Origin of the sequence: Thermobifida fusca NBRC 14071 = JCM 3263 (genome assembly GCF_001592045.1) — a bacterium.
GTDB lineage: Bacteria > Actinomycetota > Actinomycetes > Streptosporangiales > Streptosporangiaceae > Thermobifida > Thermobifida fusca.
In genome coordinates this window covers 51,529-69,153 of the sequence record NZ_BCWB01000037.1, presented here as the reverse complement: position 1 = coordinate 69,153, position 17,625 = coordinate 51,529, and the positions used below count along the sequence as shown (strand labels likewise).

Sequence of the window (17,625 nt, the reverse complement as noted above, 5' to 3'; positions counted from 1 at the left end):
AGCCTGACACCGGCTTTGGCCATGGATGCGGTGTCGGATAACTTCTGAATCGGTTTGTGTTCGTTTCGGGAGCGCGCGGTACTTCGCTTTCGTGAAGTATCGCGCGCCCTGCTGACAGGTGGAGCTTCAGGTGAGCGGTGCTGTCCCGAGCGGGTTTTTGACGCTGCCGAGTATTGACGAAACGCTCGCCCGGGAGATCCAGGCAGAGCTGGAGCAGGTCGAGAAGGTGCTCCGCGACGCGGTGGCCGAGAGCGACCCGCTGCTCAGGGAAGCAGCCTCGCATCTGCTGGAAGCCGGGGGTAAGCGCTTCCGCGCCATCCTGGTCCTGCTGTCTGCCCGCTTCGGCGACGCAACCAACCCCGACCTCGTCTCGGCCGCGGCCGTGGTTGAGCTGACCCACGTGGCCACCTTGTACCACGACGACGTCATGGACGAGGCCGAGCTGCGGCGGGGGAGTCCCAGCGCCAACCGGCGCTGGGGGAACACGATCGCGATCCTCACCGGCGACTACGTGTTCGCGCGCGCCTCCGAGATCCTCGCTGATCTGGGCACCGAGGCGGTCCGGCTGCAGGCGCAGACCTTCGGCCGTCTGGTGCGCGGCCAGATCCTGGAGACCGCGGGGCCCCGCCCCGGCGTCGACCCGATGAAGCACTATCTCGACGTGATCGCGGACAAGACCGCGTCGCTGATCGCTTCGTCGGCCCGGTTCGGTGCGATGGTCGGCAACGCCGACCCCGAGGTGGTGGAGACACTCACCCGGGCTGGGGACGCGCTGGGGATGGCCTTCCAACTGTCGGACGACATCCTGGACGTGGCGAGCGAGACCGAGGAGTCCGGGAAGACGCCCGGCACCGACCTGCGGGAGGGTGTGCTGACCCTGCCGATGCTGTACGCGCTGCAGGGCACCGAGCCCGAGCATGCGCGTCTGCGGTCTCTGCTGGGCCGTCCGTTGAACGACGAGGAGGCCGCGGAGGCCTTGGCTTTGCTGCGCGCCCACCCGGCGATGGACGAGGCGCGGGCGGACTTGGCAGCCTGGGGGGAGCGGGCCCAAGCGGAGCTGGCCACCCTGCCGGAATGCCCGGCCAAGACCGCTTTCCTGGCCATCTGCGACTATGTGGTCAACCGGAAGGGCTGATCCGGAGCCGTCCAGTCGGTCACTTTATGCCCTTTTCTAGGTATATGTCGGGCAATATCGCGGATCACTCCGGGGGAGCCGGGTAGCCGATCCCTAACCGCTGTCCTGCCGGTGCGGCAGCGCGGTGAACGGTCGCCTACGGCGCCGGCAACAAGGGAGTTGATTCGCATGGCACCCCGGCTTGGAATCCAGGAACTGATCGGACACAAGCTGATCGACCAGGACGGCCACAGTGTCGGCAAGATCGGACAGGTCTACCGCGACGACCAGACCCAAGAACCGACGTGGGTGACGGTCCATACCGGGATGTTCGGCCACCAGGAAAGCTTCGTTCCGCTGGTTGGAGCCGAGGTTACCGAACAGGACTTGCGTGTCCCCTTCTCCAAGAAGATGATCAAGGACTCGCCCCGGTTCGAGACCGGCGGCCACCTCTCTCCGGAGCAGGAAGCCCAGCTCTACGAGCACTACGGGGTGCGGCCTAAGGTCCCGGGCCCGCGCGGCGACGTCGAGGGGGTTGCCGAGCAGGAGCGCGCCCAGCAGAAAGAGGAGACGTCCATGACGGTCTCCGAGGAGCGCGCCCGGATCGGTGTGGAACGGACCGAGAGCGGTCACGCCCGCGTCCACAAGACCGTGGAGCGCGAAGAGTTCGAACAGGACGTCCCGGTGCGCCGGGAGGAGCTCCGCATCGAGCGGGAACCCGTGACCGGTGAAGAGCAGGCCGCCGCGACGGACCGGATCGGCGAGCAGGATCAGGAGATCACCCTGCACGAAGAGCGTGCGGTGGTCGGTAAAGAAGAAGTCCCCGTGGAGAGGGTGCGCATCTCCAAGGAAGAAGTCACCGACACGGAACGGGTGAAGGGCGAACTCCGCAAGGAGCACCTCGAAGTCGAAGAGGAGGAAGAGGAAGGACCGTGAGCGTCCCCCTGTGAAAGGGGACGCCGCGGACGGGCGGCTGCCGCCTCAAAGGCAGCCGCCTTTCCCGTCTCAACTAGCCGCAGTTTCCTCGGCTTCCTCAGCGACAGGGGCTGACGGGGCAGGGCGGGGGGTGTGGCGTGCGTGGCGGAGCATGTCGACGACGAACACCACGAGCGCGGTCCACACCACGGCGAACCCGATCCACCGGCCAAGTGACAGGTCCTCCCCGAAGACCAGCCAGGCGATGAGGAAGTGCATCACCGGAACCATGAACTGCAGCAGCCCGACCAGGGTCAGCGGGATGCGGTGCGCTGCCGCGCCGAACAGCATGAGCGGCGCCGCGGTCACCACTCCGGCGCCCACCAGCAGCAACGCGTGGAGGGGGGAGACCGAGGTGAAGGTGCCGGTACCGGTCACTTCCAGGTAGACCGCGCCGCCCAGCGCAGGCAGGAACAGGACCGCGGTCTCCGCGCTGAGGCTCTCCACCCCGTCCAAGCCCACGAACTTCTTCAGCGCGCCGTAGACGGCGAAGGAGAACGCCATGGCCAGCGCCAACCAAGGCAGGGAGCCGTAGTCGACGGTCAGCACGGCTACGGCGAGGACGCCGAGCAGCAGTGCGGCCCACTGGCCTGGGCGCAGCCGCTCTTTGAACACCAGCAGCCCTAGCGCCACGCTCACCAGCGGGTTGATGAAGTAGGCGAGTGCCGATTGCAGGGTGTGCCCGGTCGTCACGGCGGTGATGAAAGCGCCCCAGTTCAGGGAGATGAGTGCGGCCGAGGCGAGGAGCAGCAGCAGGCGCCGCGGGCTCCGCAGCACGCCGCGGATCCACTGCCAGTTCCGCTGCACCAGCAGCACCACGAGCGTGACAACCAATGACCAGATCATCCTATGTAAGAGGACCTCAAAGGCCGTGGCAGGCGGGGTCAGCAGCGGCCAGTAGAGCGGCAGAAAGCCCCACATGAAGTACGAACTGGCGCCATAGAGCACACCCTTGCGGAAATCAGACATAGGGGTCAGATTACGAGAAAGATTCGCCGCGTTGTATCCGAACGACCGCCATCCAGCGCAGATAGCCTGAAACTATGTTCGGTTTTGTGAAGACAGACATGGTCGACCCGGCCAAGGCGTTGCCCGGCCGCGACACGCCGATGCCGGTCCCGGAACGCCACGAAGTGCTGGGCACCCCGCTTGCTCCGCCCTACCCGGAACACGCGCAGCTCGCCGATTTCGGCATGGGCTGCTTCTGGGGGGTGGAACGCATCTTCTGGCGGCTGGGAGCCGAGAACGGCATCATCACCACGGCCGCCGGGTATGCGGGCGGCTACACCCCGAACCCCACCTACGAAGAGGTCTGCACCGGCCGCACCGGGCACGCCGAAGTAGTGCGGGTCGTGTTCGACCCCGAACGCATCTCCTACACCGACCTGCTCAAGGTGTTCTGGGAGAACCACGACCCCACCCAGGGCATGCGCCAAGGCAACGACGTGGGCACCCAGTACCGGTCGATCATCCTCTACCACAACGAGGAGCAGCGGGCCGCCGCGGAAGCCAGCCGGGACGCCTTCCAGCCGGTGCTGACCCGAATGGGATACGGGCCTATCACCACCGAGATCGTTCCAGCCACCCCGTTCTACTTTGCCGAGCCCTACCACCAGCAGTACCTGTCAGAGGCGAAGAACCCCCACGGCTACTGCGGGGTGAGCGGGACCGGCGCTACCTGCCCGGTCGGTGTGGCCCGCACCAGCGGGTGAGGCCCGCAGGGTCGAGCGCCTCACGCAGCACACCCGGCACACCAGGGACCTCACCCGGACACGGTGCAGCGGCGCAGGCGAGGCACGCTTCGAAGATGCCAGCGCCCACAGGGGGAAGGACGCATCAGGGAACGCCGATGTGACACGGCGGGCATGGGCGGGCTGTCGCCGCGCTCGCAACGCCGCGAAACCCGCGGCGCAGGGGGCGGGAAGCGCCTGATACCTGGCCTGGACGACAGGCGGGGCCCGTGGCAGGCCTGTCCGCCGCGGCGGGACAGGGCCGGGTCAGACCCTGTCCCCTCCGCAGCTCACCACTGCTGCTGGCCGTATCCGGGGTACTGCTGGCCATACGGGTAGGGCTGCTGGCCGTAGCCCTGCTGCCCGTAGCCCGGGTACGGCTGCTGGCCGTAGCCCTGCTGCCCGTGCGGGTACGGGTAATTGGCGTACGGGTCCTGCTGGTAAGGCTGCTGCTGCCCGGTGTGCGGCTGCTGCTGGCCCGTGTGCGGTTGCGAGGCCTGCTCCGCGGCAGCCTGCTCCTGCTCGGCTTGCGGCTTAGCTTCCTCAGCGGGACGGAAGATGCACAACTGGGCGGGGTCCCCGTTGCTGTCCTGGCTGTAGGAGATCTGGTCCAACCGCCATCCGGCTTCCTCGATCCCCTCAAGGATGCGGGTCAACCCGGGGCGGACGCTGCTGGAAGGCTCGTCGTAGGCGTTGACGCGCAGTTGCACGACGAACATGCGCCGCTTCTGCTGCGCCGCCACCTTGGCGTGCTCGACGACAGTGCTGTCCCTCACAACCTGTGTGACGCCCATCTCTACCGTCCCCATCTGCCCTTGACGGGCGGTGCTCCACGTCCGTCACCCTCCCCGCTCTGAGTGCGGAGAACGCGGACTACCTCACCATGATGCCTTTTCTGCCTTTTGAGAGCCACCAGAGAGCCCGAGAGTTCGCAGCAATTACCGCACCCGCTTGCTACCGGCTCACCGCAGCGACCGCTTCGCTGATCGGCGTTTCCCCGCCAACCACTTCCAGCACTTTGCCGATGGTGCCGGGCGCGTCCAAGAGCGCCACGAGGACCGCAGCCACGTCGTCCCGCGAGATCGTGCTCCGCCCCACTCCGCTAGGAGCCAGCCGGACCTTCCCCGTGCCCGGGTCGTCCGTCAACCGCCCCGGACGCAGAATCGTCCAGTCCAACTGCTCGCTTCGCCCGCGCAGATCGTCGTCGGCGGCTTTCTTCGCCCGCAGGTAGGCTGCCCACACCGGGTCCGCATCCGGAGCAGGCCCCTCGTCCACGCCCATCGCGGAGATCATGAGGAAACGACGGGCCCCCACCAGAGACGCCGCGTCAGCCGTCAGAATCGCGGCAGCCCGGTCCACCGTGTCCTTGCGCGCGGCCCCGCTGCCCGGGCCAGCCCCGGCAGCGAACACGACCGCGTCCGCACCCATCATCTTCTCCGCCACCTGGGTGACGGTGGTCGCCTCCAAGTCGATGACGACCGGTTCCGCGCCGGCCGCCCGCACATCGTCGGCATGGTCAGGGTTACGGATAAGGCCCACCGGGGTGTCGCCGCGCTGGGCCAGCAGCCGTGCCAACCGCAGGGCGATCTTGCCGTGTCCTCCAGCGATGACAATACGCATGACCGAAAGGCTAGTACGCGGCATGGCGCACTCGACGGCATCCCCGGCACAGCAGGCGGGCACGGCCCTCTAAACGCCTGTGGGCGCGCACCGCACGGATGCGCGCCCACACACGGGAAACCGCGACTACTTGATGGTCCAGGTGTCGCTTCCCGCGAGGAGCTCCATCAGGTCACCCTCACCCTGCGTGGCCCGGGCCTGCTCGATCTGCTCGGCCATGGCCTCCTCGTAGGTGGGGGCCTCCACGTCACGGAACACGCCGATCGGCACGTGTTCGAACGCGGGTTCGTCCAGTTGGGCCAGAGCGAACGCGTAGGAGGGGTCAGCCCGGTGGGCGTCGTGCACCACGAGCTGGTCCTCGCTCACGTCAGCAAGGTCGACCACGGTCAACCGGCCGTACTCCCCGAAGACCACGCCCCGGTCCTCGCCGATCTTCAACGGCTGGCCGTGCTCCAGGCGCAGCACCCGGTTGTCTCGCTCGCCAGGCTCCTTCACGAGGGCGAACGCGTCGTCGTTGAAGATCGGGCAGTTCTGGTAGATCTCCACGAAGGAGGTCCCCGGGTGGTCCGCGGCGGCGCGCAGCACCTCGGTCAGGTGCTTGCGGTCCGAGTCCACGGTGCGCGCCACGAACGTCGCCCCGGCACCCAGCGCCAACGCCACCGGGTTGAACGGGTTGTCCAGCGACCCCATCGGCGACGACTTGGTGATCTTGCCCGCCTCAGAGGTGGGCGAGTACTGGCCCTTCGTCAACCCGTAGATCCGGTTGTTGAACATCAGGATGTTGAGGTTGACGTTGCGGCGCATCGCGTGGATGAGGTGGTTGCCGCCGATCGACAGGGCGTCGCCGTCACCGGTGACCACCCACACGCTCAGATCCGATCGGGAAGCCGCCAGCCCGGTAGCGATGGCCGGGGCGCGCCCGTGGATCGAGTGCATCCCGTAGGTGGACAGGTAGTAGGGGAACCGGGACGAGCAGCCGATACCGGAGATGACCACGATGTTCTCCCGCGGCACTCCCAGCTCGGGCAGGAAGCCCTGGAAGGCCGAGAGGATGGCGTAGTCACCGCACCCGGGGCACCAGCGCACCTCCTGGTCGGACTTGAAGTCCTTCATCTTGTAGGTGGTGTCGCTGCGCGGCACCAGCTTGAGACCGCGGAACACGGCTCCGTTCTTCTCACTCGGCACGGTCGATGACCTCCTGGAACACGCCCGCCAGTTCGTCGGACTTGAACGGCAGACCACGCACCTTGGTGTAGCTGATGACGTCGACCAGGAACCGGCCGCGCAGCAGCAGAGCCAACTGGCCCATGTTGATTTCAGGCACCACCACCCGCTCGTAGCGCTTCAGCACCTCGCCCAGGTTGGCGGGGAAGGGGTTGAGGTGGCGCAGGTGGGCGTGGGCGATTTTGGCCCCGGTCCGGCGGACCTGGCGCACCGCAGTCGCGATCGACCCATAGGTGCCGCCCCAGCCAAGCGCGAGCACGGTGGCGTCACCCGTGGGGTCGTCCACCTCGAGCGGTTCGATGTCGCGCGCAATCCCGTCGATCTTGGCCTGGCGGGTGCGCACCATCAGGTCGTGGTTGGCCGGAGCGTACGAGATCTCACCGGTGCGGTCGCTCTTCTCGATACCGCCGACCCGGTGCTCCAAGCCCGGCGTGCCCGGCACAGCCCAGGGACGGGCCAAGGTTTCCGGGTCGCGCAGGTACGGCAGGAACTCGCCGTTCTCGCCGTTGGGCTCCCGGGCGAACGCCACCTCCAGCTTCGGCAGCTCCGAAAGCTCGGGGATCCGCCACGGCTCCGAACCGTTGGCCAGGTAGCCGTCGGACAGCACGATGACCGGCGTGCGGTACTTGGTGGCGATCCGCACTGCCTCGATCGCGATCGCGAAGCAGTCGGAGGGCGAACGCGGCGCCAGCACGGGCAGCGGCGACTCGCCGTTACGCCCGAACATCGCCATGAGCAGGTCGGCCTGCTCCGTCTTGGTCGGCAGGCCCGTGGACGGGCCGCCCCGCTGCACGTCGATGATCACCAGCGGCAGTTCAGTCATCACCGCGAGGCCGATCGTCTCGGCCTTCAGCGCCATACCGGGACCCGACGTGGTGGTGACCCCCAGAGCGCCGCCGAAGGACGCACCCAGTGCGGCACCCACACCCGCGATCTCGTCCTCGGCCTGGAATGTGCGCACACCGAACCGCTTGTGCTTAGACAGTTCGTGCAGGATGTCCGAGGCCGGAGTGATCGGGTAGGAGCCGAGGAACAGCGGCAGACCGCTCAGCTTCGACGCGGCGATCAACCCGTAGGACAGCGCCAGGTTCCCGGTGATGTTACGGTAGCGGCCGGCGGGCAGGGCTGCCGGTTTGACCTCATAGGAGACCGCGAAGTCCTCAGTGGTCTCGCCGAAGTTCCACCCCGCTTTGAACGCCGCGATGTTGGCGTTCATGATCTCGGGCTTCTTCGCGAACTTCGTCTGCAGGAACTTCAGGGTGCCCTCGGTCGGACGGTTGTACATCCACGACAGCAGCCCCAGAGCGAACATGTTCTTGGCTCGCTCGGCGTCCTTCTTAGAAATGTCGAAGGACTCCAGCGCCTTGACCGTCAGCGAGGTCAACGGCACCGGGCTGACTTTGTAGTCGGCCAGGGACCCGTCTTCCAGGGGGTTGGTGGTGTAGCCGACCTTGGCCAGCGCGCGTTTGGTGAATTCGTCGGTATTGACGATGATGGTGGCGCCCTTGGGCAGGTCTTCCAGGTTCGCCTTCAGCGCCGCCGGGTTCATCGCGACCAGCACGTCGGGTGCATCACCCGGGGTCATGATGTCATGGTCGGCGAAGTGGAGCTGGAAGCTGGACACACCGGGCAGGGTCCCAGCCGGGGCGCGGATCTCCGCCGGGAAGTTCGGCAGGGTAGATAGGTCGTTGCCGAACGACGCGGTTTCCTGAGTGAACCGGTCGCCGGTCAGTTGCATACCGTCACCGGAGTCTCCGGCGAAACGGATGATGACACGGTCGAGTTGTTGGATCTCTTTGGGCACTGAGATCGCCGACCTCCTAAGGAAGTCGCCACGCTGCACGCGGCGGCTTGGGGTTGCCTCAGTCTCACCGTGGCGAGGAGTGGCTGGGTTCGTCACGGCTCAGTCGCTGTCCCGGGGTGAAGGGTCACCCCAAGTGCGGTCGGCGACGCTGCCGTGGCCGCACTTGCCTTCTAGGCTTCGGAGGAGAAGCCTACGCGTACCGGGAACAGAGACATGTCACAAGGATGGGGGTTGGGGGTGGCGGGCCAGGTCGATGGCGCCGTCTTCGGCTGTGGCCCCGGTGTCAGGGGCGACACAGACCGCCGTTGATCCTGAGCAGGTCCACATGCCGTCGCCGGACGAGGGTGCACCCGCTGCTGGGACGACGAGTAGTGAAGATCACAGAAAAACTATAGATGATCATAGTTTGCGCGTTGGGGGTGGGGTGGGCAGAAAGACGCCCCTTCCTCCCCTGGTCCGGGGAACGTCGCAGCAAGGTCTGGACGTTGGTCACGGTGTACTGACCGAGCAGGTGGGCAGGGCCATCCGAGCATGGAGGGGAGTGGGCGTGCGGCACAACGCGCTCCGCGCAACAGCGCTCGTGGTCGGTCTCTCCATACTGCTGATCATCCTGGGGTGGGTGTGCGGAGGGATCACCGGAATCAAGCTGGGGATCGTCATCGTCGCCCTCGTCAACGGCCTCATCTACCTCTTCGGCGACACGATGGCGCTGCGGGCGATGCATGCCCGCCCCGTCAGCGAAATCGAACAGCCCGAGCTGTACCGGATCGTCCGTGAGCTCGCCACCGAGGCACGCCAGCCCATGCCTCGGCTGTACCTGTCGCCCACGAAAGCCCCCAACGCGTTCACCACCGGGTGGAACCGCCGCCGCGCCGCACTGTGCTGCACCACCGGGCTCCTGTCCCTCCTCAACGAGCGCGAACTCCGCGGGGTCATCGCGCACGAACTCACCCACCTGCGCAAAGGCGACACCATCGTGGGTACGGTCGCCGCAATGCTCGCGTTGAGCATCACGTCCCTCACCGCGCTGTCCCTGCTGCTGCCTTTGGCCGACTCTGACGACGAGGACGGGCACGACCTGCTCCAAGGACTGCTCTTCCTCGTGGTCGGCCCGATCGCCGCCGCGGTCATCCGCGCCGCAGTCGGCCGCGCCCAAGAATACGCGGCGGACGAGGCGGCTGCCCGCCTCACCGGGGACCCTATCGGCTTGGCCAACGCCCTGCACCGGATCGAAGTCGTCTCCCGCGTCCACCCGCTCCCCGTGCACCGGGGGCTGCTCACCTCGGCACACTTGATGGTCGCCCACCCCTTCGCCGGCCAGCGGGAAGGGCGGATCTTCGCGGTGCACCCGCCGACCCGGGAGCGCATCCGCCGGCTCCATGCCCTCGCTCAGCGGTGGAACTGTGAATAACTCGGGGTGCCCGAGCCGGTGCACTACACCGCGGCCCCGACACCCCTGCGTCTGCCTATCCGGCTCGGTCCGCACCGGGGCCTAGCGGAAGTTCACGAACTGCAGCGCCACATCCAGGTCGCTGTTTTTCAGCATGGCGATGACCGCCTGCAAGTCGTCCTTCTTCTTCGAGCTGACCCGCAGCTCATCACCCTGGATTTGGGCCTTGACCCCCTTGGGGAACTCCTCTCGGATCATCTTGGCGATCTTCTTGGCGTTCTCCGGGCTGATGCCTTCCTTCAGCGTGATCGGCAGGCGGTACTCCTTGCCGGACACCTTCGGCGTCTCGGGCACGTCCAGGATCTTCAGCGACACACCGCGCTTGACCAGCTTGCTCTTGAAGACGTCGAGCGCCGCCTTCGCCCGTTCCTCCGAGTTGGACTTGATCTCTACCGCGTGCTCACCGGCCCACGAGATGGTCGACCCTGTCCCTTTGAAGTCGAAACGCTGGGACAGTTCCCGGCTGGCCTGGTTGACTGCGTTGTCCACCTCCTGCCGATCGATTTTGGAGACGATGTCGAAGCTGGATTCGGCAGCCACGTCTGCTCGCAACCCCCACATTTCCTGGGCCAGAGACTCTCGGTCCGGCCGGTAGACGGCGATCAGGGCGGGCCGGGCAGTGGTGTCACGGCCCAGCCGCAGCAGTGACAGAGCTTAGCCCGGAGCCTCTCCGAATATCCCAGAGCGCGAGGGAAGCGGGATTCGATTTCGTCTCTGGGCCACTGTCCGCTATCCTCATTCATGCGTGAGGTCACAGAGGCCACCACGCCCAAGGCAGGTTGCCCGAGCGGCCAAAGGGAGCAGACTGTAAATCTGCCGGCGTTAGCCTACGTAGGTTCGAACCCTACACCTGCCACAGGTCGCAGAAGCGGTCTTCACCAGGGACAACCCTGGAAGAAGGCCGCTTTTGCCGTCTTCGGGCACGGTTCAGCGCTCTCCGGCCGGTGCATCCCGGCACCTCTGGCAGACACCTGAGCCCGGTGGAATTCCCGACCGTATCGCGGGGAGCGAGCCAGATCTCAGCGGATTCGGGAGGCAACCGCCCCGGGAAATCTCTAGTCTGCTGTGATGTGGGTGACTCAGTGATCCGGGAGCCAGCAGACCGACGCGCGAAACCGCCGTACGGGCGCGCCGCCGTGCTCAGATTGGCTTCCTGGTTTGACCAGGCCGACGCGGCCACGGCCCACCGCCTCTTCACCGCCGCGTTCTCCCTCTACCCCGCGCGGCACCTCAGCGGCAGCACCGAGGAGACCATCGCAGTGGCCGCCAGTTGGTGGGATGTTCCCCCCGCGGACACGTCAGCGGTCCGCCCCGCCCGAGGCGGGGCTCTTGCCCCGGCAGAAGACCACAGCGCCCAACAGGTGCGCCTCCGCGACACCGCAGAAGCCGCGGCCCACTGGCGGCGCTCCGCTGCTGAGGAAGTGCGGTCCCGTCTCGCCGAACTGACGCCCCGCACCGGCCGTATCACCCTGTCCCAGGCGGCGCTCGGAGTGCTCGTGGAGCTCCTCACCCGTGCCCTCGGCTCCGGCGACGCCACGGCCGCCCCAGTCAGTGCCGGCGACCTCGAACTCGACATCCGGCTCCATGTGCGCCACGATGCCGATGCCGTCCTCGTGCTCAGTGAGGACGGCGGCGACCTCACCCTCACCGGGCTGCGGCTGTGCGCCACCCCTTACGCCCGCACCGAACCCGAGCACGGCAGCGACGCCGTAGCGGACACCGACACGGAGCCCCACACCCCCGTCCCGGCAATGAGTGGGTCGGACGACGCCGACAACCTCGCGGTGTAAGCAGCCGCCACCCGCTCCTGTCTTCGCAAGCACTCCCACCCCGACCAGGAAGGTGACGCCAGAACGTGGCCGCGAAGGAGGACATCGCGCTCACCATTGAGCGTCAGGCTGCGGCCCGCCGACTACTGGCGGACCCCCTCATCACCGTGCACAGCCATCCCGAGGATTTCGCGCTCGTCCAAGCCCACTCCGACTGGCTCGTCCGCCAGTTCCGGCGCGTGCTCGGCTACGAGCTGCTCATCGCCGACGACCACGCCAGGCTGGTGAAGACCGGGCTGGTCCACACGGTGACCACCCCACTGCTCCGCGACAGCGGCGCGCCGTTCACCCCGCGCGCCTACACCTATATGGCGTTGACTCTCGCGGCCCTGCCCGATGCAGGTCCGCGCACCACCGTCGCCGAGCTGGCTGCGGGGGTGCGGGCCGCTGCCGAGGAGGCCGGGCTCGCCCTCGACCCCGAAGCGAGGCTGGGGGAGCGCCGCGCTTTCGTCGCCGGGCTCACCAGACTCGTCGGATGGGGGGTGCTCACCGAGACCGGGGGACGGCTCGCCGACTACGCCAGGGACGGCACCTGCGAAGTCGCCCTGGCCGTCAACCACGGGATCGCCGCGCACCTGCTCGCCCACATCCCGCACACGGCCACCCCGGAGGAGTTCGTCAACCTGGTCCAACGCGACTCGGTCTCCTCCGACGAGAAAGCCGCCGAACTCACCCTGCGCCGCCTGCTCGCGGAAACCCCGGTCGTCTACCGGGAAGAGCTCAGCACGGTCCACCGGGTCCAGCTCGCCCGCCACCAGTGGCGGGCCGCAGCGGAACTCGCGGATCTCCTCGGCTGCGACCTGGAGATCCGCGCCGAAGGCGTGGCCCTGATCATGCCTGCAGAGGCCATGGATGACCCCCGGGAAGCCGTCCATCCCACGACCTTCCCCGGAAAAGGACTGGTGAGCTACTCCGCCCTGGTCCTGCTGTCCCGCCTCGTCACCATGCTCGCCCCGCCGCCGTTCAGCCACGGGATTCCGATCCCCGCGGAGCTGCTCGACACGGAACTCGCCGCGGTCGTTGACAACGTCCACCAGTGGTCACACACTGCCCACAGTCACGTCCCCGACCCTGACGATCTCGCCGAACGCATCCTGACCCTGCTCCACGACAGTCGACTGCTCGACCGTGTCACCACCGACGACGCGCCTCAACGCCTGACCGAAGGGTGGCGACTGCTCGCCGCCGCCGCACGCTACCGCGACGCCGCTTTCGCCCGGAGCGATGCCGAATGAGCGACCACGGTGCGACAACCACCCGCACGACAAAAGAGACATTCCCGATCATCTCTTGCATCCGGGACAATGACCCCATCCCCGGAGCCCTGCCTATCCGGCACGGTGGGCCCCAAGACGAGCGGTACGGAGTGGAGGACGGCCGATGAGACAGGACACCACCCTCCCCAAGCGCTACCGGCTCGAACGTGCCGGGATCCACAACGTCTGGCAGTACGACAACCACATCTTCGAATTCGGGGACGGGCGCCTGCTCCTGCGCGGACGTAACGGGGCAGGGAAATCCAAAGCCCTGGAAATGCTGCTGCCCTTCCTCCTTGACGGAGACGCCCGCCGTCTCGACACCACCGGCACCAGCCGGACCAGCCTGCGCTGGCTCATGCTGGAAGGGCGCACCGCCACCGAGACCGGGGACACCACCGCCACCCAGACCGACACCACCACGCTGGGCTACCTGTGGGTCGAATTCGCCCGCCGCGGCGACGACGGCCAACCGCAGCGGCGCACCCTCGGCGCCGCAGTCCTCGCCGTACCCGACCAGCCTGACGCCCGCCCGATCTTCTTCGTCACCGACCGCCGCGTCGGCGACGATCTCACCCTCATCGAGGGCGGCCGCCCGCTGCCCATCGAACGCCTCCGCGCCGCGGTCGGCCCCGACAACTGCTACGACACCGCCCTCGGCTACCGCACCAGGGTCATGCGCGACCTGTTCGGCCTCGACGACCCCATGCGGTACCGCAACCTCATCCACCTGCTCTACCGGCTCCGCCGCCCCACCGTCGGCGAACGCCTCGAAGCCGGCGAACTCGTCTCCGTACTGTCCGAAGCCCTCCCCCCGATGGACGACGCCGTCCTCGACGAGGTCGCCCGCAACATCGCCGACCTGGAAAGCGCCCGCGCCCGCCTCACCGCGCTGCGCACCGCCCACGAGCACGCCACCGCCTTCCTCACCGACTACCGCGGCTACCTGCACGGCGTCCTACGCCAGCAGGCCGCGGCGGTACGCGAGCAGATCACCGCATTCGAGGAACGCGACGCGGAACTCGCCCGGCTCGAAGCCGAACTCGACACCCTCGTCTCCGCGGAGAGCAAGGCACAAGAGGAACGCGACCGCCTGCGCCGCACCCGGGACACCGCACACTCGGACGCGGCGACCCTCACCGCAAGCGCCGCGCACCCGCGGCAGGCCTTGAGCCGGGGAGAACGCGAAGCCCGCTACGCCGCGGTAGCCGCCTACATCCGCGCCGCCGAAGCCGCCTGGGTCGCCAGCGAACACGCCCGTTCCGCGGAATCCCAGGCCCACCACCGCATCGACCGCGACTGCGCCGCCATCGAACGCGGCATCGGGGGACTGCGCCGCCTTCACTTCGGTCTCCGCGACGCCGCGCGCGCCTCCGGCATCGACCCTGCCCGCCTCGGCGAAGTCCCCCAGCCGGTCCGGGTCACCCTCGCCCCCCGGGAAAGCGTCACCCAGGTCAACCTTGAAGGGCTCGAGCAGGCCGTGGAACGCCCCCCGGTGCAGGGACTCGAGATAGACGCGCTGCGGCGACGGCTCGCCGACCTCCACGACCGGCTCACCCACACCGACGCTGCCGCCGCCGAGCGCGAAACCCTCGTCGACGACCTCTACCAGCGCGCCCTGGAACTGGAAGCGGCCGAACGCCGGGAAGCCGACCTCACCAGCGAAGCGGAATGGGCGGACAGCCACGTCGAACAAGCCCGGGAACGGGAACGCTCCGCCATCGACCAGGTCCGCGAAGCCAGCGACGACTACGCTGCCGCCGTCCGTGAATGGTGCAACGCCCTGCGCGCCGCTGCCCCGGACGACGCCGACATCGAAGGGGCGTTGGACGCTTTGGAACAGCGCGTCGAGCCTCCGCTCGACGAAGACTTGCGCGTCCTGTCCGCGGATCTGCCGGAAACCGTGCTCCACGAGGCCCACGCGGTCGTTGAACCGCTCCTCGCCCAGGTGCGCCACACCCGGGACGCAGCCCTCAGCGAGGAGCACGACCTCGCCGCGGAACTCGCGGAACTCGCGGAGCGCCGCGCAGACGAGACCGCCCCCGTCACCGCGCCTCGTCCGGCCTGGGCCACCGCCCCACGGGACGCTGACGCCGGCGTTCCCCTCTACCGCGCGGTCGACTTCGCCGACCATCTCTCCCCTGAGGAGCGGGCCGGGCTCGAAGCCGCTCTGGAAGCCTCCGGCCTGCTTGTCGGACTTATCACCCCCGAAGGGACAGTCGTCGACCACGACACTAGGGACCTGCTGCTCAGCCCCACCGCGGCGCTCAGCGGCCGTACCCTGGCCGACGCTCTGGTTCCGGTCGAGGACGAGTCCGTGAAAGTCGACCGTGCCGCGGTCACCGCACTGCTCTCCTCCATCCGCCTGCTCGGCGACGAAGAATCCCCCGCGCCATCCGGAGACGGATCGTCCTGGTTCCAGCCCGCTGACGCGTCTTCCGGAGCAGAGAACTACGTCTCCCTCGACGGGCGCTGGCGGCTCGGCGTCGCCTGGGGACGCCACCACAAGGCCACCGCCGAATACATCGGGGAGGAGGCCCGCGCCCAGGCGCTCGAACGCCACCGGGCCAAAGCTGAACGGCGCATCGAAATGGCGGAGGCGCTGCTCGCCGAAGCCCAGGAGCGCCGCGCCGAGATCGACAACCGCTACGAGAGCCTGGTGCGGATCAACCGGTCCGTCCCCTCCGGCGCCGACCTTGCCGCGGCCTGGGCCGTGCTGGACGAGGCCCGCACCTGGCTCGCCGCGACCGTCCGCGCCCACGCCGCGGCCCGCGCAGCCGCTGACGCAGCCCGCAGCGCCGCCCTCGAACAGCGGGCGTCGCTGGCCGAGCTCGCCCTGAAACACCAGCTCCCCGCCCACTACGAGGAGCTCGCCCGGATCCGCGGGGCCCTGGGGGCGCTGCGCGTGCAGATCTCCGCGGCCCACCGGGACTTGGAGATCCTCGCCGGACGACTCGAGGACTACCGGCGCCACGTCGCCGACTGGAAACGGGCCCGGGAAGCCCGCATCGTCGCCGAGGACGCGGCCAGCGCCGCCATCAACGACATGATCACCGTTCGGCGCGAGACCGAGCTCACCGACCGGGCCAGCGCCGCCGACCCGGCGCAGATCGAGAACGCGATCGAACAGGTGCGCTCCCGCGCCCACACCGCGGACGAGGCCCTGCCCGCAGTCGAACGGGACGCCCAACGCATCCGGGACGAGCGGGTCGCGGTCGAGACCCGCCACAGCGCTGCCACGGTGGAACGCGCCGAACAGGCCCACCGTGCCTTGGCCGCCGGAGCGCGGCTCCGAGCCATGCTCGCCACTCCCACCGGCGAAGTCGACCAGGGACTGCTGGCCGCGGCAGGACTCCGTGAACTCGCTGAACCTGAGGGAGCGCTGGCCGCCTACGATGCAGCGGAATCCGACCCGGAGCGCAGCGACGACCTCACCAAGCGCATCCGCGTCCTCGACACGCTGATCAGCGCGATCGAGTCCGGACTCGACCAGAGCGACACGGATGTCGACGACAGCGGCATCTTGCGCGGCCACGAGGAGCTGCACCGCGGCCTCGCCGCAATTCCCGCCGTGGCGGCCCGCACCGAACTCACCGAACCCGCAGGGGTGAAACGGGTCACCGTCCACGACGATCACGGCACCCACGACATCGTCGACTACGCCGAGCGGCTGCGCACGCGGATCACCGAAGCGGAAGAGACCGTGGCGGCCCGCGAAGAGGAAGCCTACGAACGGCACCTCCTCGGGGAGCTTGCGGGACACCTGTCCCGCCAGATCAGCGAGGCGCGAGAGCTCATCGACGCGATGAACAGCGTCCTGGGGGAGGTCACCACCTCCCAAGGTCTCGGGGTGCGTCTGGAGTGGACGCTCGCTCCTGATGCGGACGAGGACATCCACGCGGTGGTGCCGCTTTTGGAACGCCCGGCCGAGGAGCGCACCCGCGTGGAGACCACCCGGCTCCGCGACGCCCTGCGCCGCTGCATCGAGGCGATCCGCCGCCTCGACCCCACAGCGACCGGAAGCGCACAGTTGCGCGCCGCGCTGGACTACCGGTCCTGGTTCGCCTTCACCGTCTACGTCACCGACGCCGCCCACCCGGAACGGGAGCGGCGCCTCACCCACCGCACCGCGCTCAGCCAGGGCGAACAGCGGGTGATCGCCTACCTGGTGCTGTTCGCTGCGGCAGCAGCCCAGTTCAGCGCGCTCGCCGTCCACGCCCCGCAGACCCCCCGGCTGATCCTGCTCGACGACGCGTTCGCCAAGGTCGACGAACCCACCCACGGCCGTCTGCTGGGCATGCTCGTCGAACTCGACCTCGACTTCATGCTCACCTCGGAGCGCGTCTGGGGCTGCTTCCCGAACGTCCCCAAGCTCAACATCTACGAATGCCTGCGCGACCCGGCGGAACCCGGGATCGCCACCTTGCACTTCACCTGGGACGGCAAACGGCGCCGCCTCAATGGAGTGTGATAAAGATCGCTTCTTGCCTGCCGTGGTGGGGCGAGGGCGAAAGATCGTGGAGTCGGGGTCGCGGGCGTTTCCCGCCCACTGTCCCGGCTCCCGGGCACGGGGCCGCGGCACGATGGGAAATTCGCCCGCTATGTCCTAATCTGCACAGGCGA

Annotated in this window: 13 protein-coding genes and 1 tRNA gene; 8 read left to right on the top strand and 6 right to left on the bottom strand. The window is 68.2% G+C overall.

Annotated elements, in window-relative coordinates:
- Positions 1-130 precede the first annotated feature (130 nt).
- Both TF1_RS08405 and TF1_RS08400 read left to right on the top strand, forming a co-directional pair.
- Positions 131-1,135: a polyprenyl synthetase family protein gene (locus TF1_RS08405; protein WP_011293104.1), complete on the top strand. Its 1,005-nt coding sequence runs from the start codon at positions 131-133 to the stop codon at positions 1,133-1,135.
- A 168-nt stretch (positions 1,136-1,303) separates the two neighbouring features.
- The gene (locus TF1_RS08400) at positions 1,304-2,050 is read left to right on the top strand and encodes a YsnF/AvaK domain-containing protein (protein ID WP_011293103.1); all 747 of its coding nucleotides are present in this window, start codon (positions 1,304-1,306) and stop codon (positions 2,048-2,050) included.
- A gap of 69 nt (positions 2,051-2,119) precedes the next feature.
- Here TF1_RS08400 and rarD read toward each other — a convergent pair whose 3' ends face one another.
- The gene (gene rarD, locus TF1_RS08395; protein ID WP_011293102.1) at positions 2,120-3,058 is read right to left on the bottom strand and encodes an EamA family transporter RarD; all 939 of its coding nucleotides are present in this window, start codon (positions 3,056-3,058) and stop codon (positions 2,120-2,122) included.
- 74 nt (positions 3,059-3,132) lie between these two features.
- On the opposite strand from rarD, the gene msrA reads away from it, so the two are divergent.
- Positions 3,133-3,801, top strand: a complete 669-nt coding sequence (msrA, locus tag TF1_RS08390; protein ID WP_011293101.1) for a peptide-methionine (S)-S-oxide reductase MsrA — start codon at positions 3,133-3,135, stop codon at positions 3,799-3,801.
- A 308-nt stretch (positions 3,802-4,109) separates the two neighbouring features.
- Here the strand turns inward: msrA and TF1_RS08385 are convergent, their stop codons facing one another.
- The 4 genes from TF1_RS08385 to TF1_RS08370 all read right to left on the bottom strand — a co-directional run bounded on the left by TF1_RS08385 (position 4,110) and on the right by TF1_RS08370 (position 8,467).
- On the bottom strand, positions 4,110-4,613 hold the full coding sequence (locus TF1_RS08385) for a hypothetical protein (RefSeq protein WP_011293100.1): 504 nt from the start codon (positions 4,611-4,613) through the stop codon (positions 4,110-4,112).
- A 160-nt stretch (positions 4,614-4,773) separates the two neighbouring features.
- Positions 4,774-5,439 (bottom strand): SDR family oxidoreductase, encoded by a 666-nt coding sequence (locus TF1_RS08380; protein WP_016189253.1) that lies wholly within the window; start codon positions 5,437-5,439, stop codon positions 4,774-4,776.
- Positions 5,440-5,565: 126 nt separating this feature from the next.
- Positions 5,566-6,624, bottom strand: a complete 1,059-nt coding sequence (locus TF1_RS08375; RefSeq protein WP_016189252.1) for a 2-oxoacid:ferredoxin oxidoreductase subunit beta — start codon at positions 6,622-6,624, stop codon at positions 5,566-5,568.
- The gene (locus TF1_RS08370) at positions 6,614-8,467 is read right to left on the bottom strand and encodes a 2-oxoacid:acceptor oxidoreductase subunit alpha (RefSeq protein ID WP_011293097.1); all 1,854 of its coding nucleotides are present in this window, start codon (positions 8,465-8,467) and stop codon (positions 6,614-6,616) included. Before TF1_RS08370 ends, TF1_RS08375 begins: the two co-directional genes overlap by 11 nt.
- 547 nt (positions 8,468-9,014) lie before the next feature.
- On the opposite strand from TF1_RS08370, the gene TF1_RS08365 reads away from it, so the two are divergent.
- Positions 9,015-9,878, top strand: coding sequence for a M48 family metalloprotease (locus tag TF1_RS08365; RefSeq protein WP_016189251.1), 864 nt, complete (start codon positions 9,015-9,017; stop codon positions 9,876-9,878).
- 81 nt (positions 9,879-9,959) lie between these two features.
- Here TF1_RS08365 and TF1_RS08360 read toward each other — a convergent pair whose 3' ends face one another.
- Positions 9,960-10,457, bottom strand: coding sequence for a YajQ family cyclic di-GMP-binding protein (locus TF1_RS08360; protein WP_011293095.1), 498 nt, complete (start codon positions 10,455-10,457; stop codon positions 9,960-9,962).
- Between the two features lie 233 nt (positions 10,458-10,690).
- Here TF1_RS08360 and TF1_RS08355 point away from each other — a divergent pair.
- The 4 genes from TF1_RS08355 (at position 10,691) to TF1_RS08340 (ending at position 17,473) form a co-directional block, all read left to right on the top strand.
- Positions 10,691-10,773: transfer RNA gene (locus tag TF1_RS08355), tRNA-Tyr, on the top strand.
- A 280-nt stretch (positions 10,774-11,053) separates the two neighbouring features.
- Positions 11,054-11,707, top strand: coding sequence for a DUF2397 family protein (locus tag TF1_RS08350; protein WP_234351651.1), 654 nt, complete (start codon positions 11,054-11,056; stop codon positions 11,705-11,707).
- A 65-nt stretch (positions 11,708-11,772) separates the two neighbouring features.
- Positions 11,773-12,981 (top strand): TIGR02678 family protein, encoded by a 1,209-nt coding sequence (locus TF1_RS08345; protein WP_011293093.1) that lies wholly within the window; start codon positions 11,773-11,775, stop codon positions 12,979-12,981.
- A 145-nt stretch (positions 12,982-13,126) separates the two neighbouring features.
- A complete protein-coding gene (locus TF1_RS08340; RefSeq protein WP_061783795.1) occupies positions 13,127-17,473 on the top strand; it encodes a TIGR02680 family protein in 4,347 nt (1,448 codons plus the stop codon).
- Positions 17,474-17,625: the final 152 nt, after the last annotated feature.

What these genes read in the sequence shown, in the direction of transcription:
- TF1_RS08400 (WP_011293103.1), top strand. Translation starts at nt 1,304, where the DNA reads ATGGCACCCCGGCTTGGAATCCAGGAACTGATCGGACACAAGCTGATC.
- rarD (WP_011293102.1), bottom strand. Translation starts at nt 3,058, where the DNA reads ATGTCTGATTTCCGCAAGGGTGTGCTCTATGGCGCCAGTTCGTACTTC.
- msrA (WP_011293101.1), top strand. Translation starts at nt 3,133, where the DNA reads ATGTTCGGTTTTGTGAAGACAGACATGGTCGACCCGGCCAAGGCGTTG.
- TF1_RS08385 (WP_011293100.1), bottom strand. Translation starts at nt 4,613, where the DNA reads ATGGGCGTCACACAGGTTGTGAGGGACAGCACTGTCGTCGAGCACGCC.
- TF1_RS08380 (WP_016189253.1), bottom strand. Translation starts at nt 5,439, where the DNA reads ATGCGTATTGTCATCGCTGGAGGACACGGCAAGATCGCCCTGCGGTTG.
- TF1_RS08340 (WP_061783795.1), top strand. Translation starts at nt 13,127, where the DNA reads ATGAGACAGGACACCACCCTCCCCAAGCGCTACCGGCTCGAACGTGCC.